The sequence below is a fragment of the Mesorhizobium loti genome (genome assembly GCF_003148495.1).
In the GTDB taxonomy this organism is placed as follows: domain Bacteria; phylum Pseudomonadota; class Alphaproteobacteria; order Rhizobiales; family Rhizobiaceae; genus Mesorhizobium; species Mesorhizobium loti.
Genome location: NZ_QGGH01000003.1, coordinates 678,569 through 701,239, shown reverse-complemented (window position 1 = coordinate 701,239; position 22,671 = coordinate 678,569). Strand labels below are relative to the sequence as shown.

The window sequence follows — 22,671 nt, the reverse complement described above, 5'->3', positions numbered from 1 at the left end:
TCGAGCTCACAGTCGAGCGTCAGGTAGAAATGCGGGATGGTGGTCTTGGCCTCGACCAGCCGGCGCGCAATGGTCTTGCGCATGTTGTCATGCGGCACGAGGTCGTAGGAGCCCGCCTCGAACAAGCGCAGGACGTCCCCCTCCCCCTTGAGGGGAGGGTGGCCAGCCAAGGGCCGGTCGGGTGGGGTCGTTTCGACTGGGCTCGGCGCGAAGGTGGTGCCTTCTGAGGCGACCCCCTCCGTCCGCTTCGCGGACACCTCCCCCTCAAGGGGGGAGGAAAGTGCGGCGTCGATGTCCGCCTTGACCACGCGGCCGTATGGGCCTGTGCCTGATATGTTGGAAAGAACGATGCCCGCCTCACGGGCAAGGCGCCGCGCCAAAGGTGTCGCGCGGGTTTCCCCCTCCCCCTTGAGGGGAGGGTGGCCGGCCAAGGGCCGGTCGGGTGGGGTCGGTTCGACCGGACTCGGCGCAAAGGCAGTGCCTTCTGAAGCGACCCCCTCTGTCGACTTCGCCGACATCTCCCCCTCGAGGGGGGAGATTGGCGCATAGCTTTCACCGTCGGCATAAATCCACGCCACGGCAGCACCGACAGCAATGTCTACCCCCTCTTTGCCAGTGACGTCGCGCAAGACGCCGCTGGCCGGCGCGTCGATCTCCATCGCCGCCTTGTCGGTTTCGATCTCGAACAGCACATCGCCCTTCTTGACGTGCGCGCCTTCCTCGGCAAACCAGCGTGAAATCTGTCCGGTCGCCATGTCCATGTCGACCTTGGGAAGAATGACTTCGGTCGGCATGGGTCAGCGGACCCCTTTCACGAGGCCGCGCGCGGCAGTGATGATGTCGGGAATTTGCGGCACCGTCGCTTTCTCGAGTTCCGGATTGTAGGGGATCGGCGTCTCGGCGCCGCCCAGCCGCACGATCGGCGCATCGAGATAGTCGAACGCCTCGCTCTCGGCGATCATGGCGCTGACCTCGGCGCCAATGCCCAGCGTCTTGACCGCTTCGTAGACGCACATCAACCTCGACGTCTTCTTGACGCTGTCGATGACGGTCTGCTTGTCCATCGGCCTGATGGTTCTGAGATCGACGACTTCGACGTCGATGCCTTCGCTCTCCAGCGCGGCAGCGGCGTCGAGCGCCTTCTGCACCATGATCGAGGTGGCGACGATGGTGAGATCCCGGCCCTCGCGGCGGATATCGGCCTTGCCGATCGGCACGGTGTAATAGCCTTCGGGCACCGGGCCTTTCATCTTGTAGAGCAGCTTGTGCTCGAAGATCATCACCGGATCGGGATCGGCGACCGCCGCCAAAAGCATGCCCTTGGCATCATAGGGCGTCGCCGGCTGGATGACTTTCAGGCCCGGCACATGGCCGAGCCAGGCTTCCAGGCTCTGGCTGTGCTGGGCCGCCGCACCGGTGCCGGAACCGGCGGGAAAGCGCATCACCACGGGAACCGAAACCTCGCCGCCCAGCATGAAGCGCATCTTGGCCGCCTGGTTGACGATCTGCTCCATGGCCAGCGTGGCGAAATCGGAAAACTGGAATTCGAAGATCGGCCGCATGCCGGTAAGCGCGGCACCCACAGCGACGCCTGCACCGCCCAACTCCGAAATCGGCGTGTCGATTACCCGCTCGGTGCCGAAACGCTCGACCAGATCGCCGGTCACCTGGAAGGCGCCGCCATAGACGCCGATATCCTCGCCCATCAGGAAGACGCGTTCGTCCATGTCCATGGCGATCGCCATGGCCTCCTGGATCGCCTGGGCGTAGCTCAGTTCACGCACCATCGCGTCCATCACGCCTGCTCCGTATAGACATAATTGCCCGTGTCGCGAACGTCAGGCGACGGGCTCGCCTTGGCGAACTCGATGCCGTCGGCGATCTCTTGCGCCACGGCGTCGCGAATGGCCTCGATGCCCTTGTTGTCGATGAAGCCGAATTCCCTGAGCTCGCTTTCAAACAGGGTGATCGGGTCGCGATTCGACATCCAGTCCTCGATCTCCTCCTTGGTGCGATAGCGGTTGCGGTCGCTCTTGGAATGGCCCCTATGGCGATAGGTCTTGGATTCGATCAGCGTCGGCCCCTCGCCCGCGCGGGCTCGGGCGACAGCCTGATGCGACGCCTCGGCCACCTCGGAGAAGATGTTGCCGTTGACGATGACGCCCGGCATCGAATAGGCGGCGGCGCGTTCGGCGATATTCTTGACGGCGGTCGAGCGGGCCGTCGATGTCGACATGCCGTAGCCGTTGTTCTCGCAGACGAAGATCACCGGCAGCTTCCAGATCGCGGCCATGTTCAGCGCCTCGTGGAAGGCGCCTTCATTGTTGGCGCCATCACCGAAGAACGAGACCACAACCTTGCCGGTCTTCATCATCTTGGAGGACAGTGCCGCCCCGACGGCGATCGGGATGCCGCCGCCGACGATGCCGTTGGCGCCGAGATTGCCCTTGCCGACATCGGCGATATGCATCGAGCCGCCACGGCCCTTACAGTAACCGGTGGTCTTGCCGAAGAACTCAGCGAACATGCGCTTGACCTCGGCGCCCTTGGCGATGCAGTGGCCATGGCCGCGATGCGTCGAGGTGATCTGGTCATCCTCGGCAAGCGGCATGCAGATGCCCATGGCGCTGGCTTCCTGGCCGATCGACAGGTGCATGGTGCCGTGGATGAGGCCGCGCGTGTAGCACTCCTCCGCGCCCTCTTCGAAGCGGCGGATGAGGTACATCTTGTAGAGCACCTGCCTGAGCTGCTCGGCGCTGTACTGGCGGTAGACGAAGGGCAGATTGGCGCGACTATCAGTGACGGCTTTGCTGGCTCCGGCCATGATCACGCTCCCACGGACCCGTAGACGAGCTTGTCCTGGCGCGCGCGCAGTTCGGCGATCTTGGAGCCCGCTGCGGGAGCGGCATTCGCATAGGTGATGAGCTCGCCCTTCTTGATCGGCGCGGTGACCGAGCCGCCCTGCAGCAGGCCGCAGGGAATGGCCTTGGCGGCGCGCGCCTCCGGCGTCGTCATGATCCAGGCGCGGTAGCAATATTCGCCGATCGCATCGAGCTTCTCGCCAGGCTTCATGTCTTTCTTGGCCACCGCGCAGACCTCGGCCACCGGTTTGGCCAGCGGCACCATGTCGGCCTTGCCGTAGAGCACGACGCGGGCGCAGGTCAGCGGCACCTCCAGTGAGGTCAGATGATAGGGACGGTGGAAGGTGAAGTACGGGCCTTTGCCCATCTTCAGATCTTCCATGCGCTCAGAGATGCGCGGATGCGACATGTCGGCGACGACGAAGACGCCGGGCGCGACACCCTTGCCGATCGAATAGTCGACAACGCCAACCTTCGACAGCACGCCGCCATCCTTCTGCGGCACCAGGACCTTGGACAACTCGCCAAGCGTCGCCGCCGGGCCGTGCATGCCGGCCTTGTCGGGAACCAGCCCGGTGGCATTGGCGATCGCCGCCATCTCGACCATGGTCTTGGAGCCATCGACGAATTCGACCAGCATGCGCACATTCATGTGCCGGCGCTTGGCTTCCTCCTCATAGCCGGGGGGAATGGCGTCGATGTTGAGCGGATTGTTCTTGCCCTTGCCGGCAGCAACGATCGGGTGCCCCATGGCCGAGACGAACTCGATCAGCTCCATGCAGGAAGACGGCTCATCGCCGGCGCCCAGCGAATAGGTGACGCCGAGCCGGTCGGCCTCGCTCTTCAGATAGGCGCCGATGGTGACATCGGCCTCGACATTCATCATCACCAGGTGCTTGCCATGTTCCATGGCGCGCAGCCCGATCTCGGCGCCGACGGCGGGAACACCGGTGGCGTCGATGACGACGTCGATCAGATCATTGTTGATGACCAGGCTGGCATCATTGGTGACCGCCACCTTGCCAGCCTCTATCGCCGCCGTCATCGCCGACGCGTTCGAGACTTCGCGCGCATGCCCGGTTTCCTGGAAGGCGATATCGACCGCCTTGCTGGCCGCAGGCAGGTTCAGTTCGGAAATGGCGCCGATCTCGATGCCTGACATATGGGCGACGCGGGTGACGATGTCGGTTCCCATCTCGCCGGAGCCGATCAGGCCGATGCGGATAGGCTTGCCCGACTTGGCGCGTTCCTCGAGATCGCGGGCAAGACCCGTCAACGAAACATTGGAAGCCATACCGCTTATTCCTCCCACATTGCAGGCTTGTTCAATTGCTTGACGGGTATTGAACATCTGTATTTCTGTCAAGACTAATGTCCAAATCCGTGCGCATTTAGGGCACTTTCCCGGCAGCCCGGGCGGGGGCGAAAAAGCGCTGGGCAAAGCCTGATGTCGCGCAGTCAAGCGGTTCACCGCAGGCCCGGATGAACCCCATAGAAGTCAGGCGATTTGACGCCGCTTCTCCCGGCACAAGGCAGCCGGGGTTGTTCGCTGGACTGTCAGTGCGTAAAAGGCGCATAGAGGCATCGGTTAGGGGCTTTCCGATGAACGTTCAACAATGGGTGCGGCCCGCCGCGCTGCCGGGCGATGGCCCGGCGCATGCGATCGCCGGCATCTTCGCCGCGGAACTGCAAATACCGACGGTTCAGCTCGACGACAACTTCTTCGATCTCGGCGGCGACTCGCTGACGGCCGAGACTTTGGTACTAGCCGTGCAGAAGCGGTTCGGCGTCAAGTTGCAGACCTCTGTCCTGCTCGGGGCGCAGACACCGCGCGAGTTCGGCCGGCTGATCGCAGCGCTGGTGCCGGTCCATCCTGCCCGTCAACTGATCGTGCCGGTGTCGGGCAATGTCGGCCATGAGCCGATCGCCATGATCCATGGCATTTCCGGCTCGGCCCTGTTCGCCAATCGTTTCGGCAAGCGACTGAAGCAGAAATACGCCGTCATGGCCGTGCGCGGCATGGGGCTCGAGCCCGGCGAGACGCCCTATTCCAGCATGGCCGAATTCAGCTCCAACTACTTTGAAGCACTCACTTCGGTGACCGGCCAGCATCCCGACATCATTGGCGGCATATGCGCAGGTGGCCTGCTGGCGATCGAGGTCGGCCGGCTGAGCCATGAAGCGACCGGCAAGCGGCCGGCGCTCGTGCTCATCGATCCGCCCTCGCCCGGCTCGGCCTGGCTGAAACCGATGCCGGACGATCGCATGACCGAGAGCAGGCGTCGCCAGATCGCCCGCAAGGTGACCTACTGGCGCCTGTTGCGCGATGGGCTCAGCGCGTTAGGCCTGGGACAGACGCGCCTTGGGCGACATCTGCGCAGGAAGGCGTTCAAGAGCGCGCTCTTGCAGGCAGCGGCCGGATTCGTGCCCTCGTCCTATCCCTGCGATATCCTCATTCTCGCCAGTTCCGAATGGGGCGCCACGACAGTGGCGCAATACAAGGGCTGGGCATCCGACATGGCCACTATGAAAACGGTCGTCATGCCTGGCGCGCATGAGAAGTTCCGTGCGGCCAACATGGATGCGATCGACGCTGAGATCATCGCTTTCCTCGCCGCAAGAGACACGGCAGCGCGCGACGTCCAGCACCAGCAATGAGTTTTGGCCAGCGAGAAGTCGCGTCCATCGCACCGGAGAAGCTGGTGCCGTGGGTAACGGGTGTTATTCCGCCACACCGACGGGAAAATCATGGAAATGGACGACCACCCCGTCCGCATCGATCAAGATCACGGCATAGGCGGGAGGCTCGTGGCCAAGGCTCCAGCTGTTCGAAAAATCGAGCGCGGTCTGATGGTTGGTGCTGCGCAGCGTGCTGACGGGAATGCCGCGCCAACTGCCGGCGATCAGCCGATGGACATGTCCGGCGAAGATATGACGGACATTGCCGTGACACAGCAGGACATCGTGCAACGCATCGGCGTCAGTGAGCATGACCCGGTCAAGTTCGGGGATGTGAATCCTGAACGGCGGATGGTGCATGAACAGGAAGACCGGCCAGTCGCGCGCCTCTTCCAGTCTCTCGCCCAGCCAGCGCAGGCGCGCGTCGCAAAGCCTGCCCTCGACATGGCCGCTGTCCAGCGTGTCGAGCAGGATCAGGCGACCCTCGCTTGTCTCGACAACGCTCTGGACGAAACCGCGCTCGGTGGCAGCTTCCGGGAACATCTCGACAAACAGCGCCCGGTCGTCATGATTGCCGAGCATCAGTCGGCAAGGCGGAACGAACCCCGCCAGTCTTTCCTTCAGCGCAACGTAGGCGGCCCGTTCGCCGTCATTGGTCAAGTCGCCGGAAATCACCACCAATTCGGCATCGGCATGGTTGCGGCTTATGTCGGCAAGGCAGGCGTCCAGCCTGGAGAGCGGATCGGAACCGTACAGAAGACCGCCCGGTGTCATCAGATGCGGATCGGAGACCTGGATGATTTTCATGACCCTACTCGGAATGCCTTCTTGCTGGCGCGGCGCGACATCAGCCGGCAAACGAAACGCCTCGACTCCGCTTTACTGTGCCGTCCAGCCGCCGTCCATCGGCAGGGTCGTGCCGGTGATCTGCTTGGCTGAGTCCGAGCACAGGAACAGCGTCAGCGCCGCAAGCTCGTCGACGGTAACGAATTCCTTGGTCGGCTGTGCGGCGAGCAGCACGTCATGCTTGACCTGTTCCTCGGTCATGCCGCGCGCCTTCATCGTGTCCGGTATCTGCCTTTCGACCAGTGGCGTCCAGACATAGCCTGGCGCGATCGCGTTGACGGTGACGCCGTCGAGCGCCGCTTCCAGCGCCACCGTCTTGGTCAGGCCTGATATGCCGTGCTTGGCCGACACATAGGCGGACTTGAACGGCGAGGCGACCAGCGCATGCGCTGAAGCCGTGTTGATGATGCGGCCCCATTTGCGCGCCTTCATGCCGGGGAGTGCAGCCTTGATGGCGTAGAACGCCGCGAGCAGGTTGATGCGGATGATGGCTTCCCACTTATCGTCCGGAAACTCCTCGATCGGCGCGACATGCTGGATGCCGGCATTGTTGACCAGGATGTCGAGACTGCCGAACGCTGCCTCAGCCTCATGCACCATGGCGCTCACCGCCGCGCCGTCCATCATGTTGGCATCGGAGTAACGGCACTTGACGCCGAAATCCTTCTCGATGCCGGCCCGCTCCTGCTCGATGGCAGCCGCGTCGCCGAGACCGTTGATGGTGACGTTGGCGCCTTCGGCGGCAAAGGCGCGGGCGATGGCCAGGCCAATGCCACTGGTCGAGCCGGTGACGAGCGCGTTCTTTGAAGACAGGAAACCCATGATGATCTCGCAGGAGGTGGGAGGGAATGAACGTGGGGCTTGTGCGCCGCACCATGACACTGCCACGGTCATATGTCGGTGCGATTACAGTGTTGCGACGGCGTCGACGGGCCTGTCAGGCGGCTGACACGGCACTGTCATGGTGCCGTGCAACATAATCCGGAGCGCATTCGCGCAGTCATTCCTGAACCGATGGGGCACCCGCCTTGCAGATCGCCGATGTCGTGAAGCGCGCCTATGCGATGCCGCTGACCAACCCCTCCTTCCCGCCCGGGCCGTACCGTTTCTTCAACCGCGAATATGTCATCATCACCTACCGCACGACGCGCGAGGCGCTCGAGGCTGTCGTGCCGGAGCCGCTGGAAATCGACGAGCCGCTGGTCAAGTACGAATTCATCCGCATGCCGGATTCGACCGGCTTCGGCGACTACACCGAGACCGGCCAGGTCATCCCGGTGCGCTACAAGGGGCAGCACGGCGCCTACGTCCATTCAATGTATCTTGACGACGACGCGCCGATCGCCGGCGGTCGCGAACTGTGGGGCTTTCCCAAGAAGCTCGCCAACCCCAAGATCGTCCATGAAGGCGAGGTGATCGTCGGCACGCTGCACTATGGCAGCGTTTTGTGCGCCACCGGCACGATGGGTTACAAGCACAAGGCCGCCGATCACGGCTCTGTCCTCGCTTCGCTGGCGGCGCCCAATTTCCTGATCAAGATCATCCCGCATGTCGACGGCACGCCGCGTATCTGCGAGCTGGTCCGCTACCACCTCACCGACATCACGCTGAAGGAAGCCTGGACGGCGCCCGCCGCGCTCGATTTACGGCCGCACGTCATGGCCGACGTGGCGCGGTTGCCGGTGCTCGACATCGTGTCATCAGTCCACTTCACCGCCGACCTGACGCTTGGGCTGGGCGAAGTGGTTCACGACTATCTCGCCGACCGCACCTGAGCGCATCAGCCATTCAGACATGATCCCGAAAAGCGGGAACCGGTTTTCGCTAGAGATCGTGCCCAAACAAAAAGTCGGAGACCAAAGCCGTGCTTGAACGCAATCGCAAGAAGGAGGCCACCGCCACCATCGCGGAAATCTCGGCGCAGTATGACCGCATCGCGCTGGTGTTTCAGGGTGGCGGCGCGCTCGGCGCCTATCAGGCCGGTGTCTACCAGGCGCTGGCCGACGCCGGCTGCGAGCCGAGTTGGCTTTCCGGCGTGTCGATCGGCGCCATCAATGCGGCGATCATCGCCGGCAATGAATCAAGCCGGCGCCTGCAGCGGCTCGAGCAATTCTGGCAGACGATTTCGGGCCGCAAGATCTGGGCCTACACGCCCGAAGGCGACATCTATCGCGACATCCGCAACCGCACCAGTTCGTGGATGACCATGGTCATGGGGCAGCCCGGCTTCTTCAAGCCGCGCAACCCCAATCCGTGGATCGAGCAATCGGGCGCCGAGGGCGCCACCAGCTTCTACGACACAGCCGAATTGAAGGAGACGCTGGAAAGCCTGATCGACTTCGACATCTTGAACGACGGCAAGAAGCGGCTGAGCGTCGGCGCGGTCAATGTTCGGACCGGCAACTTCGTCTATTTCGACACCGACAAGGTCCGCATCGAGCCTGAGCACATCATGGCCAGCGGCGCGCTGCCGCCCGCCTTCCCGTCGATCCGCATCGAAGGCGAATATTACTGGGACGGCGGCATCGTCTCCAACACGCCGCTGCAATATCTGCTCGACCAGGAAGAGGACCGTTCTTCGCTGGTCTTCCAGGTCGACCTGTTCAGCGCGCGTGGCGTGCTGCCGCGCAGCATGCCGGACGTGTTGTCCCGCCACAAGGACATCATGTATTCGAGCCGCACGCGGCAGAACACCGACAATTTCAAACGCATCCATGGCCTCAAGATGCGCCTGCTCGATGCGCTGAAACGGGTGCCGAAGGAGTTGCGGACGCCTGCCGAGGAAGCGCTGATCGAGGACTATTCGGACGCCGGCATTGTCAACATCGTGCATCTGATCTACCAGCACAAAGGCTATGAGGGTCACGCCAAGGACTATGAGTTCTCAGGCACCTCGATGCGCGAGCATTGGGATACAGGGCTTGAGGACACGCAGCGCACCTTGCGCCATCGCCAGTGGCTGACCATGCCGACCAATGTCGACGGCGTCGCCATCCACGATCTGCATCGCGAAGATCCGACCTGAGATCTTCGCCGGGGCGTTGGCCGGACGAAGGCCATCGGCAAAACCCACAGCTCACACCGGCCAATGCCTTCAGCGCATAGGAATATGCCTGAAGGCATTGCCTTGAATGACAAGAGGTCAAACACAGCCCGGAACGAGCTAGGCCCCAAACGAAAACGGCGCCGAACCCGGCGCCGTTTCCATGTCCATGCGTGACTGTGCTCAGAGACTGTTTCGAAACTCGCTCTGGCGAGTCATTTGGTAGTGGTTTCGAGAACCGGAGCGCAGCGGACATTGGTCCGTGGGCACCGGAAGCGCAGAAAACGCCACCAAATGGCCGCCAGAGTAGAGTTTCCAAACGGTCTCTCAGAACACCTGGCGGAAGATGATGAACAACACGAAGGCGAGGGTGATCGAGCACGGCAGCGTCAGCACCCAGGCAAGCAGCAAATTGCGCACCGTCGCCCATTGCAGCCCCGAACCGTTCGCCGCCATCGTTCCGGCGACACCCGACGACAGCACATGGGTTGTCGACACCGGCAGCCCCAGCCGGTCGGCCATGCCGATGGTCACCATCGCCACGAGTTCGGCCGCCGCACCCTGGCCATAGGTCAGATGGCTCTTGCCGATCTTCTCGCCGACCGTGACGACAATGCGTTTCCAGCCGACCATCGTGCCGAGGCCGAGCGCCAGCGCAACGGCGACTTTCACCCAGATCGGGATGAACTTCGTCGCGTTGTCGACAGCCTTGTGATAGTCGGTGACCGCTTTCAGGTCGGCGGCCTCCATCGGCAGCAACTGCTTCTTGTCGATCAGCTTCAGCGCCTCGCCGATCAGATAGATGTCGTTGCGCGCGTTGCTGACCAGATCGGTCGGCACGTTGTCGACCGAGGCGTAGGGCTGCAGGCCCGCCGTCGTGTTGTGGATGTAGGTCTGCAGTGCAACCGTCGTCTGATCGCTCCAGGTCCTGGTGCGCACGGCGTCCTGGACAGCTGCCTTGGCATCAGTGACGGTGATACCTGGCTTGGCATATTTCCCCAGCGCCGTTTCGACGCTGACCGACGCCGACTTGTAGGCTTCGAGATAGTTGATGTCGGGGGTGCGGTTCAGCGCATATGCCGTCGGCACGACACCGATCAGGATCAGCATGATCAGGCCCATGCCTTTCTGTCCGTCATTGGAGCCGTGCGCAAAGCTGACGCCGGTGCAGGTGAAGATCAGCAGGGCGCGGATCCACCAGGGCGGCGGGGCGTTGCCTTTCGGGGCTTCGTAAAGCGCCGGATTGCGGATGAGAAGCTTCATTGCATAGAGCAGGATCGCGGCGGCGAAAAAGCCGATGATCGGCGACACCAGCAAGGTCACGCCGACATTGGTCGCCTGCGACCAGTCGACGCCGCTGGTGGCGCTGCCGGCTGGCGCCATGAACTGGTTGGCGAGACCCACGCCGATGATCGAGCCGACCATCGTGTGCGAGCTCGACGCCGGCAGGCCGAGGAACCAGGTGCCGAGATTCCACAAGATCGCGGCAACGAGCAGCGCGAACACCATAGCAAAGCCGGAGGAGGAGCCGACCTGCAGGATCAGCTCCACCGGCAGCAGCGACAGGATGCCGAAGGCGACCGCGCCACTCGAGGTGAGCACCCCGAGGAAATTGAAGGCGCCCGACCACATGACGGCGAATTCGGCCGGCATCGATCGTGTGTAGATCACCGTCGCCACCGCATTGGCGGTGTCATGGAAGCCGTTGACGAACTCGAAGCCGAGCGCGATCAGCAAAGCGATGCCAAGCAGTATCCACGGCACGGTCTTGGCCACCGCAAGGTCCTGGCTGAGCGCGTAGCCGACATAGACAATGCCGACGAGCACCAGCACGCCGAAGGCCGGCAGGAACCACTTCGCGCTGCCCGATTGATCCAGCGGATGATCCGGTCTCGGAATGCCCGCCTCGCTAGAAACTATATCCACCATGTCCCACTCCTATTGCATCGCAGCAAAGAACTGAGAAAAGACGCTATGTCCGCACGATGAACCCTGTATGACGCCGGCGAACACGGCGGATGTGCCGTGCGGCTACCATCGGATATGCATGCCATCGAAAGTTCGGAAGGAGCCGCTACCCTCAAGTGTTGCGTCGTCGATGACCGTGCGCAGGCCCCGCGCGCTGTCCTCGACCGCCAGGACCGCCTGTTCGCCACCCATATCCGTCTTCATCCAGCCCGGATGCAGCGACAGCACAGTTATCCTGTCGACGCGCAAATCCTGCGCGAGCTGGGCGCCCACCATGTTGAGCGCAGCCTTTGAGCAGCGGTAGGCATAATCGTCATCGTAGTCGTCGAGCAGCCCCTCCGCCATCGAACCGGCGCGGCTACCGATGTTGGCGATGATCCGCATGCGCCCCTCAACCAGGTTCGGACGCAGTGCCCTCGCCAGCAACAGTGGGCCGAGCGTGTTCGTCCGCATAACCTTTAGGAATTCGTCCGGGGCGAAATCGTGCAGGCCACTGATTTCGCTGCGGATGGCGGCGTTGTTGACAAGCACATCCAGCGGCCTGCCGGCGAGACGCGTGGCAAGGTCGAAGATGGAAGTCGGATCGGCGACATCGAGTGGCTGGAACTCGGTTCTGCCTGCGAACCCTTGGGTCGGAGGGGTGCGCCCGCAAGCGATCACGCGCCAGTCATCCTGGGCGTATTGCCGTGCCAGTTCGCGGCCGAGGCCGCGGCCAGCGCCGGTTATGAGGACCGTGCGGTCGCCTTGCTCGTCTCCGGTCAACTCAGGCGCTCTTCGCGACGGGCGCGGTCTCCTGCCGGGCGATCATGGCGTAGACGCCGCCGGAATATTTGATGTGGCGTTGCTGTGTGGCGAAATCGACATGGGTGATGCCGAAGGGCGTGGTATAGCCATAGGCCCACTCGAAATTATCGGTCAGCGTCCAGGCGAAATAACCGCGCACCGGCACACCCTCGGCCGCCGCCTTGGCCACCTGCTCGAGGTGATCGACGTAGTACGCAGCGCGCAGATCGTCCCAGACACACCCGTCTTCGCCAACAGTCTCCGGCATCGTGGCGACGCCGTTCTCGGAAATGTAGATCGCCGGCGGTGAGTAGCGGTCATTCACATAGTGCAGGATATCATACATGCAGCGAGGCCAGATCTCGTAGTCGACCGCGGAATAGATGCCTTCTGGCTGCACCCGCCGATAACTGAGCGGCGCCAGTTCATCACCCGCCGCGATCACCGAGCGGCGGTAGATATTGATGCCCAGATAATCTACCGGCGCGGCGATGATCTCGTTGTCTTGCGCCTGGATCGGCGGCAGCAGATCGCCGTAGAGCGCCAGCATGTCCTGCGGGTATGCGCCCTTGAAGACGGCATCGAGAAACCAGCGGTTCTGGGCGCCATCGAAGCGCCGTGCCGCCGCGACATCGCGTGGATCGTCGGTGGCGGCCTCCGAGACATTGAGATCGAACACGATGCCGACGCAAGCGTCCGCCACCTCGGCTCGGATGGCTGGAACAGCCAGGCCATGTCCCAGCAAGGCATGATGGCTGGCGGTCACGCCGCCTTTCACGCCGTCCCGCAATCCCGGCGCATCCTCACCGGTCGCGTGTCCCGACCAACAGAACGTCCAAGGCTCGTTGAGCGTCGTCCATCTCTTGACGCGATCACCGTAGCTGCGGGCGGCAAGCCGGGCATAGTCGGCAAAGGCGATGGCCGTTTCGCGGCTGTACCAGCCGCCACGGTCTTGCAGCGCCTGCGGAAGATCCCAGTGATAGAGCGTTGCATAGGGCTCGATACCGGCTTCAAGCAGGTCGTCGATCAGCCGGTCGTAGAAGGCGATACCCCTGGCATTGGCCTGACCACGACCTTCGGGAAGAAGCCGTGTCCATGCGAGGGAAAAGCGATAGGCACCAAGGCCAAGCGCCTTGAGCACGGCGATATCCTCCTTCCAGCGATGATAGTGGTCACAGGCGACATCGCCGCTCGAACCGTCCACGATCACGCCGGGAACGCGGCAGAACCGGTCCCAGATGCTTTCGCCTTTGCCATCCGCGTCAGGCGCGCCCTCTATCTGATAGGCTGCGGTCGCGGCGCCGAACACGAAGCCGTGCGGAAAGACCAGTCCGGAGGCGCGGGCTTCGAGGGTCCGGCGCGCGTTATCGATGCTTGATGTCATATTTTCTCTCGATGGTGCTGACGAGGCTTGCCGCGGCGAGCGTCAGGAAAATGTAGAAGATGGCGGCTGAGTTGTAGGGTGCGAACGGCAGGAAACTTGCCGACTGGAATTCCCGCATACGCTGCGTGATGTCGCGGATCGACAGGATCGACAGCAGCGACGTGTCCTTGAGGATTGCGATCAGTTCGTTGCCGAGCGGCGGGATGATGATGCGGAAAGCCTGCGGCAACACGACCAGCCGGGCGGTACGCCAGCCGTTCAGGCCAAGGCTGTGCGCGGCCTCGATCTGGCCGGCGGGGATTGCATTGATGCCGGAACGGAATATCTCGGCCAGATAGGCCGAATAGGCGAGCGCCATGGCGGCGATGCCGCGCACCAGGTTCGGTGGATCGACCACGCCTTGGGTCGCATCCTTGAGCGCTCCGGCGAGCGGCAGGCCGACATAGAGCACGATAACCAGCATCGGGATGCCGCGGATCGTATCGACGACGAACTCCGACCCGATCGAGAGCGGATGCCTGCGGTGGATATGACCGCCGAAGGTCAGCAGGCCAAGCACGATCGCCAGCGCGGCGAGCGTGATGCCGAACGCCCTGTCGCGATCGTTCAACGCCTCCGTCTGCCACAGCACCGGCAAGCTGGCCGGCGCTGTTGCCGCCGGGACAAGCGCTGCGCTGACGCCGGGGATCTTGCCGATCGCATCGATCGCTTCCGGCACGCCGCGAAAGGTGCGCAGCGGCACCTCGCTGTCGGGGCCGCCGGGAAATTGCCCGTAGCGGACGGCGTCAAGTATGCCGGACGGCGTGCCGGGCGTGACCGCGACCTTCCCGGCGAGAGAACCCGCGAGCACGAAGCTTTCGCGCGGCTGAAGCAGGAACCACGTGGCGGCGCAGATCATGAGGATGGTTGCCACGATGCAGATCAGGTCCGCCCGCCAGCTGTATTTGAGCTTGAGGAGCCCAACCCAGAGCAACCCCATCATTGCCGCCAGCATGTAGGCCGCGACGGCCGCGCGGATCGTCGTGGCAACACCCGCCGCGAATGCGATATGCGCGAAAAGCAGGATGAAGACCAACCCGGCGCCGTTCACCACCGCCAGCACGAGGCGGGAAAAACGACACGTCGCCTTACCGGTCCCGTTGCGGGCGACGATGAAGAACGCACCGAGGATCACGACCGTCAGGCCGAGATAGGCTCGCAACAGGAGCGTGGCCTGGCCGCTCACCATGAGGTCGGCGGCATCCGTCAATCGCCGCGGCGTAACGCCCTGAACCACCAGATCAGAGGAGAACGGATCGACAGCGTTCGCCACGACCGATGCCATAAAGGGATAGACCAGGCCGGTTGTCGCAAGCAGCACGGCGGCGGCAAGATTGATCCCGGCGGCAATCGTCGCAAGATGAGGCGATCTGGACGAAGCGCGCGAGAACACGAACACGGCAAGGCCGGCGGAAAAGGCGACAGCCAGCGTCAGGAAGCCGGGCACGAAGGCCGACGAGCCGTTCTCCACGCCGAGGATGGCGCGAAGCGAGCGCTGGTAGTTTGCCGACGAAGCAAAGAGATAGACGATGAACGGCAATGCCGCGACGATGATCAGATTGCTCGGCCGCAGGCGCATCAGAAACTGCATCCGGTCCCGTCCTCCCCAACGACAACTCCGGCGCCAGGCGCCGGAGCCTTTCAAGCAGCTATTTAGCGCCCCAGTATCTGGCGATCAGCACGTCGAGGCTGCCGTCGGCTTTGATCGCCTTCAGCCCTTCATTGAAGGCGGCGACATTCTCGTCGCCCTTGCGGAAGACCAGCCCCAGCGGATCGGACTGGAGATCCCGGATCGGCACGACCAGCTCACCCGCAAATTCCTTTTCATACGCGGTGGCATTGGCGCCGTTGATCACAACGCCGTCCACGTCCTTGTTCTTCAGCGCGATGACGGAGGCCGCGAAACTGTCATACGCGACCACATTGTCCTTGCCGACGATGCTTTCGGCGACCTGTGCGTCGGTGGTGTTGGCCTGCGCCGAGAGCTTCTTGCCTTTTGCCTTGAAGTCATCGAGGGACAAGCCCTCGTCTTCCACGCGCATGAGGACAGCCTGGCTGTTGACAATGTAGGGGTCCGAGAAATCCATGGCCTTCTTGCGTTCATCGGTGATGGACACGCCGGAGGCGACCAGGTCGAAACTGCCTTGGTCGAGAGCCGCGAAGATGCCGTCCCAGCCGGTGGTGACGAATTCAGCCTTGCAGTTGATCTTGCCGCAGACCGCCTTGATCACATCGACGTCGAAGCCGACGATCTGGCCGGTCGCCGTGTCGACGCTTTCCATCGGCGGCGAGGTGGTGTCGGAACCCACCTTCAGCAGCTTGCCGCCAAGGTCGGCGGCGCTGGCAGCACCGGCCGTCAACAGCGCCAGCGCAAGTCCGATCAAGATCTTCTTCATGCTCTTCCTCCCATTTTGATGATTAGCGGCGGTTTCGCCCGCCGAGATTGTCCGGCTGCCGGCCGATGAGCTCGGGCCTCGAGACCATGGCGAGCTTGGCCGGGTCCTCGCCCGCCATGCGCCGCAGCAGGAACTCGCCCAGCTTGCGGCCGAGAAGTTCGATTGGCTGGTAGAACGTCGTGATCGGCGGAGTGAAGTAGGCGCTGACGTTGATGTCGTCATAGGCGATGACGTCGACATCCACCCCGACGCGCCGGTCAAGGCTGCCCAGCGCCGACAGGACGCCCAGGGTGGTGGATTCGTTGATGCACACCAGGGCCGTGGGCGGACTGGGCAAGCCAAGAAGCCTGAGCGCGCTGTCACGGCCGAAGCGGGTGGACAGATCGCCGCCAGCCACAAGGTCCGTCGAGGCGGCAAGCCCCGCCTCGTTAAAGGCGCGCGAAAATCCGTCAATCCTGTCGAGGGCGTAGGAAAGACGGCGATCGGCGTTGATCAGGGCGATACGTCTATGTCCGCCCGCGATCAGCCGCGCCGTGGCGGTGAACGCCGCCCACTCATTGTCGACATCGACATGGGCGTAGATGAGGGGCTTGCGACACCGGCCGAGCGACACGAATGGGAAATCGCTTTCGACCAGCATATCGATACGAGGATCGTCGGCCTGCACGCCGGAAAAGATCAGCCCGTCGGCCGCGCTCTGATCGACGATGCGGCGGGCTGTGTCGAAGGCGTCGCCGAAATCCCGGAAGCCGTGTACGGAGAGTTGATAGTCGCTGCCTTCCAGGGCCTGGCTTATGCCGCTGAGGATCTGCGTGTATTCGACGCCGTCCCATTCATAGCCGGCCGCGGACGTTATCGGCATCAGCACCGCCGCCCGATAGGTCTTGCCCGTCCTCAGCGCCATGCCTCGCGCATTCGCCTGATAGCCCAGTTCCCGCGCCGCGGCGACGATAGCGTCCCTTGTGGGCTGCGCGACGACCGGCGATCCCCGCAGGGCCTTGGAAATGGTGGCGATCGAATAACCGGTATGGGCCGCCAACGTCTTGATCGTCGGCGAAAGTTCTCGGCGGTCAGATTTTTCGGTCTCTGCCATGGACGATTCCATCCTGATGTCGGGATTCGTATCATCGCATAAAAACGTTTTCAACCAAAATAAAAACGTTTTTATTTACTTTCAAAACGGCAGAGGTGGTGACGTGCGAGGCCGCACATCACCACTCTTTTTAACAGGCCGGATTAACAGGCTAGACATCGCCGGGCGCGCGGGAGCCCAAGGGCACCACGCTTCGGCAACTCCGGTCGGTCGTTCCGCTTTCTGGTCTCAGCGCGCCGGTGGCGCGTACATCAGGCCGCCGGCGTTCCACAGCGCATTGATGCCGCGCGCTATTTTCAGCTGGCTGGACTGACCGAGATTGCGCTCGAACATCTCGCCATAGTTGCCGACCTTGGCGACGATGTTGTAGGCGAAGGCAGGCTCGAGCCCAAGCTGCTGGCCATTGTCACCGTCGACGCCGAGGAAGCGGCGGATCGTCGGATTCTGTGACTTCAGCGAGGCTTCCGCATTGGCCTGGGTGATGCCTTCCTCTTCCGCCTCGATCAGCGAGAACAACGTCCAGCGCACGATGTCGAACCACTTATCGTCGCCCTTGCGAACGGCCGGGCCGAGCGGTTCCTTCGAAATGATCTCGGGCAGCACGGTGAAGGCGGCGGGGTCGGTCAGCTTCAGGCGCTGCGCATAAAGCGCCGATGCGTCCGTGGTGTAGACGTCGCAGCGGCCGCTATCGAACGCCTTGATGATGCTGTCGGCAGAATCGATGACGACCGCCTCGTACTTCATCTTGTTGGCCGTGAAATAGTCGGCGACATTCTGCTCCGTGGTCGTGCCCTGCTCCGCGCAGACCGTGGCTCCCGACAACTTGAGCGCGCTGTCGACGCCGAGGTCCTTGCGCACCATGAAGCCCTGGCCGTCATAATAGGCGGTGCCGGCGAAGTGGATGCCCATGCCGGTGTCACGCGACAGCGTCCACGTCGACTGCCGCGACAGGATATCGACGGTGCCGGCCTGCAGGGCGGTGAAGCGTTCCTTGGTCGACAGCGCCACATAGCTCACCTTGTCGGGGTCGCCGAAAACGGCGGCCGAGACAGCGCGGCAGAAATCGATGTCGAAGCCGCCCCATTTCCCTTGGTCGTCGGGTGACGAAAAACCGGCAACGCCCTGGCTGACGCCGCACAGGATCGAACCCCTCTGCTTGACGATGTCGAATGTGTCCGCTTTCGCCGGAACGGCCAGCGTGGCCGATGCAAGCACGAGCGCGGTGATGACTGCATGTCTCATGATTTGTTTCCTCCCTTGATGAGGCAAAAGCCTCTCCTGCCGCCGGCACGTGGAGCGCCGGAAGTTCGTGAAAATCGCTGTCGTGAATCCGTCCGCGCGCCGCCTGGGCTTGCGGGATCTGCCCTAAGTCCCTTCCGCCAGAACCGCCGCCAGCGTCTCGTCGAGAACGCCGACCAGATGATCGGCATTGGCCCGGCTGAAGATCATCGGCGGGCGCATCTTCAGCACATTGTCGTGCGGCCCTTCGGTGCCGATCAGCACGCCGCGTGCCCTGACCCCGTCGTTGACGCGTCGGGCAAGAGCGGTCGCCGGCGCCTTGCTGTTGCGGTCCTCGACCAATTCGATGCCGAGGAAGAGCCCTTGGCCGCGCACATCGCCGATACTGTCGTAGCGGGCCTGCAAGGCCTTGAACCCCGCCATGAGGTAGTCGCCGATCTCCATCGCGTTGCGCCTGAGGTTGTCCCGCTCGATGACGTCGAGCACCGCAAGCCCGGCCGCGCAGGATACCGGATTGCCGCCGAAAGTGTTGAAATACTCCATGCCGTTGTTGAACGAGGCGGCGATCTCGGTGGTCGTCACCAAGGCCGCCATCGGATGGCCGTTGCCGATCGGCTTGCCCATGGTGACGATGTCGGGCGTCACCCCTTGCGTCTCGAAAGCCCACCAATGGCTGCCGACGCGGCCAAAGCCGACCTGCACCTCGTCGGCGGCGCAGATGCCGCCGGCGGCGCGCACCATCGCGTAGACTTCCGCGAGATAGCCGTCCGGCAGGAACACCTGGCCGGCAACGCTGGGGATCGATTCCGCCAGGAACAGGCCAGGCGCGCGACCCTCTCTGGCCATATCGGCGATCTGTTCGGCGACGCTTTCGGCAAAGCGCTTTGCATGCTCGTCAACAGGCCAGTCGGCCGGGGCATGGTAGCTGTCGGGAACACTCGCCTCGAACACATGCGGCGGGCGCCCCTTGCCGCCCTTGCGCTTGTATTTGTAGGGGCTGAGGTCGATCAGTTCCTGCGTCGTGCCGTGATAGCCCCAGTCGAGCACGATCGCCTCGCTGCGGCCGGTGTGGATCCGCGCCATGCGCAGCATCAGGCTGTTGGCCTCGCTGCCCGAACAGGCGAAGGACGCCACCGACAGGCCGGCAGGCAGCGTCGCGGTCAGCCGTTCCGCGTAAGTGACGATGGCGTCGTGCAGATAGCGCGTGTTGGTGTTGAGTTTCGCCGCCTGCCTGGCGATCGCCTCGACCACATCGGGATGGGCATGGCCGAGGTGGCAGACATTGTTGAAGCAATCGAGATAGGCGCGGCCGGTGTCGTCGATCAGCCAGACGCCTTCGCCGCGCACGAACTTGATCGGCTCGGAATAGGAGATCGAGAGATTGGGCAGCAGCGACGCCTTGCGCGCGGCAACGATCTGCGGACGGGAACGACCGCTTTGCTGGAAGGTTTCGGGCGGAATGCCGGCCAGGTCGGCGGCGTCCGGAAACAGCTCTTGCCAGACTGAGAGATAGCGTTCTTCGCCGACACCGAGAATGTCGCGTGCGGTGAGACTTGTGTCCGTCGATATCTGGAAATGCAGATGCGGCGCCCAGCCGCCATTTTCTGCTGGCGATCCCATCTCGCCGACAAGCGCGCCGGCTTGCAGATGCTCGCCGACCTTCAGACGCCGACCTGCCTCATGCGCCATATGCCCCCACAGGGTGATGAAGGGCGGGCACCCCGGCGGGGCATGCTCCAGCGCCACCAGGCAGCCATAGCCGAGCGGATCCTCCTCGATCTCGACGCTTCTGACGGTGGCGGCTAGGGGCGTGTAGAGCCGCGTGCCCGCCGGCATGAAAAGATCGAGGCCCAGATGATTGGCGCGGCGGGCGCCTTCGACGAACCGAGAGTGGAAGATGTCGCTGGTGTAGACCGTGCGCGCCTCGCCCCACGGGCCGATGCCGAGTGCAATGCCATGCTCGGCGCAATAGGCGTCCCACCATGCGCTCGCCTTGTCGGGTTGCTGCGCGGCCGATGTCACCGTCATCGGATTTTGCGGATCGCCATAAGGCACCAGCGCCTTGGCAAGCGTCGCCGGGTGGCGGTCGAGGATGGGCACAAGCTGCGCGCGGTTCGCCGCGATCCAGCTCGTGACAGCGCGAGCTCCGGGCGCGGCCTCAAAGCCGCAGGCGTGGCGCAGGATCGCCGTCGCGAAGCGCCGGTTCATCGCTCCCAGGCGTCGCAGCAGGCGCCAGGCCGGCGCTTCCGAGATGGACAGATAGGGATTGTCGGTGGTCCGTTCCTTGCGCGCCGCCGACAGCGTCACCGAGGTGACGAGACGCATAACAATGAGATCGAAGAGCAGATCGAGCTCCTCTTCGCGCAGCGGATATTCGGCATGGAACCCGGCTGCAAGACGGGCGGCGGCGGCGATCGGATCCTCGGCATCGAGGATGGCATAGGCACAGGCGACCGCTACCTCGGCGATCAGCACGCTGTGCAAGGCATCGCCGAAATCGATCAGCCCGGCGACGCGCTCGGGCCGCTCCGGATCGACCAGCACATTCCAGTCATTGGCGTCGTTGTGGATCACCTGCGCCCGCAGCACCGGCAGCCGGGGCGCGATCGCGGCATCGAAATGATCGAGGAACCGCTCCAGCAACAAGCGATCCTGGTCGTCGTCGATATGGTGAAGGCGTTGCCGCGCGGCACCGGCCCGGCGAATGTCCCAGTCGAACGTGCGCAGCGCACCGGGGTGGATGAAGCCTTGCAGGGCGCGGTCCAACCGGCCGAGCGCGCCACCGAGGCTTTCAAGCAACGCAGGAGTGGATGGGCTCTCGGCCAGCGGCCGGCCGGCAAGCCACGACACCAGCCGCACGGCATGGTCTTCGCCGCCGGCGCCGGTGGCGTGAGCGAGCGATATTCCCCGCACCGTCGTCCTGAGACGCGGTACGGCGAGATCAGGGCTGTTGCGCTCCAGGTGCTCGAACAGCGCCGTCTGGAATTCGCTCTCACCGAGCGGCTCGCTGGCGTTGACGATCTTGAGGATCCACAGCGACCGGTCGGGCGCGGTCAGCTTGAAATTCTGGTCGCGCTCACTGTCCAGCGGCGTGACGCTGCCGGCAATGCCGAAATGCCGCGCGGCGATATCGATGGCCTCGCTTTGCGAGAACTGAGGCGCTGGGTGGGAAACATTGGTCATCGGCAATCCGCATCTGCTTTCGCAAAGCTTGGCATGGGCTTAAAAATGGGGCATCCGGCAAAGCGTCGATTGCGCCGGCACAATGACTGCATTGGCCGGCACATTAACGGAAGCGGATGGGAGCGTGGTGTGATGAGGGAACTGGACGCCAAGGACAGGGACATTCTCGGCATCCTGTCGAAGGAGGCCCGCATCCCGCTGAAGACGCTTGCGGGACGCATCGGCCTGTCGCGCAGCGCGACGAGCGAGCGGGTGGCCTCGCTGGAAAACAGCGGCGTCATCCGTGGCTACCGCGCCGATATCGGTCAGATGGACAAGGGGCTGATCTGCGCCTTCCTGCTTGTCACGCTGATACGCACGCCGTCGATCGGTATCCTCGACCAGCTGGCGCGCTATCCGGAAGTCCGGCGGGTGTCATCGGTCAGCGGCCAGCTCGATCTCATCGTCGAGATCGAGGTGCCGTCCATCGACAGGCTGAACACGCTGCGCGATCTGATCGCCAGTCATGGCGGTGTCGAGGACCTGACAACCGCGATCGTCCTGCGCCGCGACATCGAGCGCGCCGTGGATTGAGCCCCTCGATCAGCCGTGCCTATCTGGCAATCTCGAGCAAGGACGATACCAGCAGCTCTCGCTCGTCTTTCGACAGGACGTCCGAATCGAAGAGGTTCATGCTGCGCAATCCCTCGATGGCGAGGTAGCAGACCAGCAGCGATTTGAGGTCCGGCGTCTCGCCCTTCAGCCGCTCGAAAAGCTGCCGCTTGAATGTCTTTATCGGCGTCATGAAATCGGGATCCTCGGCGATCGCCGAGAAGATCCAGGACGCGGACGGCTGCTTGTCCTCGCAATCATTGGCCGACAGCCTGATGTAGACGGCCAGCGGATTTTCGTCCTTGTCATTCGTGCGGGCGGAGTCCAGCGCGTGCTCGAATTCACGCAGATAGCCTTCGACCAGACCTTGCATCAATTTGGCCTTGGTCGGGAAATTGTAGAGCAGCCCGCCCTTCGATACACCGGCGCGGCTGGCGACCGCTTCCAGCGACAGGCTGCCGGGCCCGGATTCCCGTGCGACATCGGCCGCCGCAGCGAGAATTTTCTCGCGCGAGTTCGTTCGTTGGGCTCTCATGGCGCCTCCCTTCGCAAGCTTAGGCCCAATT

The 22,671-nt window shown here is 63.3% G+C and carries 19 protein-coding genes; 4 read left to right on the top strand and 15 right to left on the bottom strand.

Annotation, left to right across the window (positions count from 1 at the left end; translation table 11 throughout):
* The 4 genes from C8D77_RS16970 to C8D77_RS16955 all read right to left on the bottom strand — a co-directional run.
* Window positions 1–794 (bottom strand): biotin/lipoyl-containing protein (locus C8D77_RS16970; RefSeq protein WP_146211790.1); only part of this gene is annotated, 794 nt, incomplete at its 3' end.
* A 3-nt stretch (window positions 795–797) separates the two neighbouring features.
* A complete protein-coding gene (locus C8D77_RS16965; protein ID WP_109665285.1) occupies window positions 798–1,796 on the bottom strand; it encodes an alpha-ketoacid dehydrogenase subunit beta in 999 nt (332 codons plus the stop codon).
* Window positions 1,796–2,824: a thiamine pyrophosphate-dependent dehydrogenase E1 component subunit alpha gene (locus tag C8D77_RS16960; RefSeq protein ID WP_109665283.1), complete on the bottom strand. Its 1,029-nt coding sequence runs from the start codon at window positions 2,822–2,824 to the stop codon at window positions 1,796–1,798. The genes C8D77_RS16965 and C8D77_RS16960 overlap by 1 nt, the downstream gene beginning before the upstream one ends.
* Window positions 2,825–2,826: 2 nt before the next feature.
* Entirely contained in the window at window positions 2,827–4,155 is a 1,329-nt protein-coding gene (locus C8D77_RS16955; RefSeq protein WP_109665281.1) for an NAD(P)H-dependent oxidoreductase, read from the bottom strand.
* Between the two features lie 308 nt (window positions 4,156–4,463).
* Between C8D77_RS16955 and C8D77_RS16950 the strand changes: the two genes are divergently transcribed.
* Window positions 4,464–5,519 carry a thioesterase domain-containing protein gene (locus C8D77_RS16950; protein ID WP_109665279.1) on the top strand — a complete coding sequence of 352 codons (1,056 nt, stop codon included), beginning with the start codon at window positions 4,464–4,466 and terminating at the stop codon, window positions 5,517–5,519.
* Window positions 5,520–5,582: 63 nt separating this feature from the next.
* Here C8D77_RS16950 and C8D77_RS16945 read toward each other — a convergent pair whose 3' ends face one another.
* Both C8D77_RS16945 and C8D77_RS16940 read right to left on the bottom strand, forming a co-directional pair.
* The gene (locus C8D77_RS16945; protein ID WP_109665277.1) at window positions 5,583–6,347 is read right to left on the bottom strand and encodes a phosphodiesterase; all 765 of its coding nucleotides are present in this window, start codon (window positions 6,345–6,347) and stop codon (window positions 5,583–5,585) included.
* Window positions 6,348–6,419: 72 nt separating this feature from the next.
* Window positions 6,420–7,208, bottom strand: a complete 789-nt coding sequence (locus C8D77_RS16940) for a 3-hydroxybutyrate dehydrogenase (protein ID WP_109665275.1) — start codon at window positions 7,206–7,208, stop codon at window positions 6,420–6,422.
* 206 nt (window positions 7,209–7,414) lie between these two features.
* Between C8D77_RS16940 and C8D77_RS16935 the strand changes: the two genes are divergently transcribed.
* The gene (locus tag C8D77_RS16935) at window positions 7,415–8,161 is read left to right on the top strand and encodes an acetoacetate decarboxylase (RefSeq protein ID WP_109665273.1); all 747 of its coding nucleotides are present in this window, start codon (window positions 7,415–7,417) and stop codon (window positions 8,159–8,161) included.
* An 89-nt stretch (window positions 8,162–8,250) separates the two neighbouring features.
* Window positions 8,251–9,411, top strand: a complete 1,161-nt coding sequence (locus C8D77_RS16930; RefSeq protein ID WP_109665270.1) for a patatin-like phospholipase family protein — start codon at window positions 8,251–8,253, stop codon at window positions 9,409–9,411.
* Between the two features lie 345 nt (window positions 9,412–9,756).
* Here the strand turns inward: C8D77_RS16930 and C8D77_RS16925 are convergent, their stop codons facing one another.
* The 8 genes from C8D77_RS16925 to C8D77_RS16890 form a co-directional block, all read right to left on the bottom strand.
* Entirely contained in the window at window positions 9,757–11,358 is a 1,602-nt protein-coding gene (locus tag C8D77_RS16925; RefSeq protein WP_109665268.1) for an inorganic phosphate transporter, read from the bottom strand.
* A 102-nt stretch (window positions 11,359–11,460) separates the two neighbouring features.
* On the bottom strand, window positions 11,461–12,159 hold the full coding sequence (locus tag C8D77_RS16920) for an SDR family oxidoreductase (RefSeq protein ID WP_109665266.1): 699 nt from the start codon (window positions 12,157–12,159) through the stop codon (window positions 11,461–11,463).
* A 1-nt stretch (window position 12,160) separates the two neighbouring features.
* A complete protein-coding gene (locus C8D77_RS16915; RefSeq protein ID WP_109665264.1) occupies window positions 12,161–13,564 on the bottom strand; it encodes a GH1 family beta-glucosidase in 1,404 nt (467 codons plus the stop codon).
* The gene (locus C8D77_RS16910) at window positions 13,545–15,194 is read right to left on the bottom strand and encodes an amino acid ABC transporter permease (RefSeq protein ID WP_109665262.1); all 1,650 of its coding nucleotides are present in this window, start codon (window positions 15,192–15,194) and stop codon (window positions 13,545–13,547) included. The genes C8D77_RS16915 and C8D77_RS16910 overlap by 20 nt, the downstream gene beginning before the upstream one ends.
* 58 nt (window positions 15,195–15,252) lie before the next feature.
* The gene (locus C8D77_RS16905; RefSeq protein WP_109665260.1) at window positions 15,253–15,999 is read right to left on the bottom strand and encodes a transporter substrate-binding domain-containing protein; all 747 of its coding nucleotides are present in this window, start codon (window positions 15,997–15,999) and stop codon (window positions 15,253–15,255) included.
* A 22-nt stretch (window positions 16,000–16,021) separates the two neighbouring features.
* Window positions 16,022–17,092: a LacI family DNA-binding transcriptional regulator gene (locus tag C8D77_RS16900; RefSeq protein ID WP_109665513.1), complete on the bottom strand. Its 1,071-nt coding sequence runs from the start codon at window positions 17,090–17,092 to the stop codon at window positions 16,022–16,024.
* Between the two features lie 228 nt (window positions 17,093–17,320).
* Window positions 17,321–18,334, bottom strand: a complete 1,014-nt coding sequence (locus C8D77_RS16895; RefSeq protein ID WP_109665259.1) for an amino acid ABC transporter substrate-binding protein — start codon at window positions 18,332–18,334, stop codon at window positions 17,321–17,323.
* Window positions 18,335–18,457: 123 nt separating this feature from the next.
* The gene (locus tag C8D77_RS16890) at window positions 18,458–21,514 is read right to left on the bottom strand and encodes an aminotransferase class III-fold pyridoxal phosphate-dependent enzyme (RefSeq protein WP_109665256.1); all 3,057 of its coding nucleotides are present in this window, start codon (window positions 21,512–21,514) and stop codon (window positions 18,458–18,460) included.
* Between the two features lie 132 nt (window positions 21,515–21,646).
* Here C8D77_RS16890 and C8D77_RS16885 point away from each other — a divergent pair, with 132 nt between their 5' ends.
* Window positions 21,647–22,087, top strand: coding sequence for an Lrp/AsnC family transcriptional regulator (locus tag C8D77_RS16885; protein WP_109665254.1), 441 nt, complete (start codon window positions 21,647–21,649; stop codon window positions 22,085–22,087).
* Window positions 22,088–22,106: 19 nt separating this feature from the next.
* Here C8D77_RS16885 and C8D77_RS16880 read toward each other — a convergent pair whose 3' ends face one another.
* A complete protein-coding gene (locus C8D77_RS16880) occupies window positions 22,107–22,640 on the bottom strand; it encodes a TetR/AcrR family transcriptional regulator (RefSeq protein WP_109665250.1) in 534 nt (177 codons plus the stop codon).
* Window positions 22,641–22,671 lie beyond the last annotated feature (31 nt).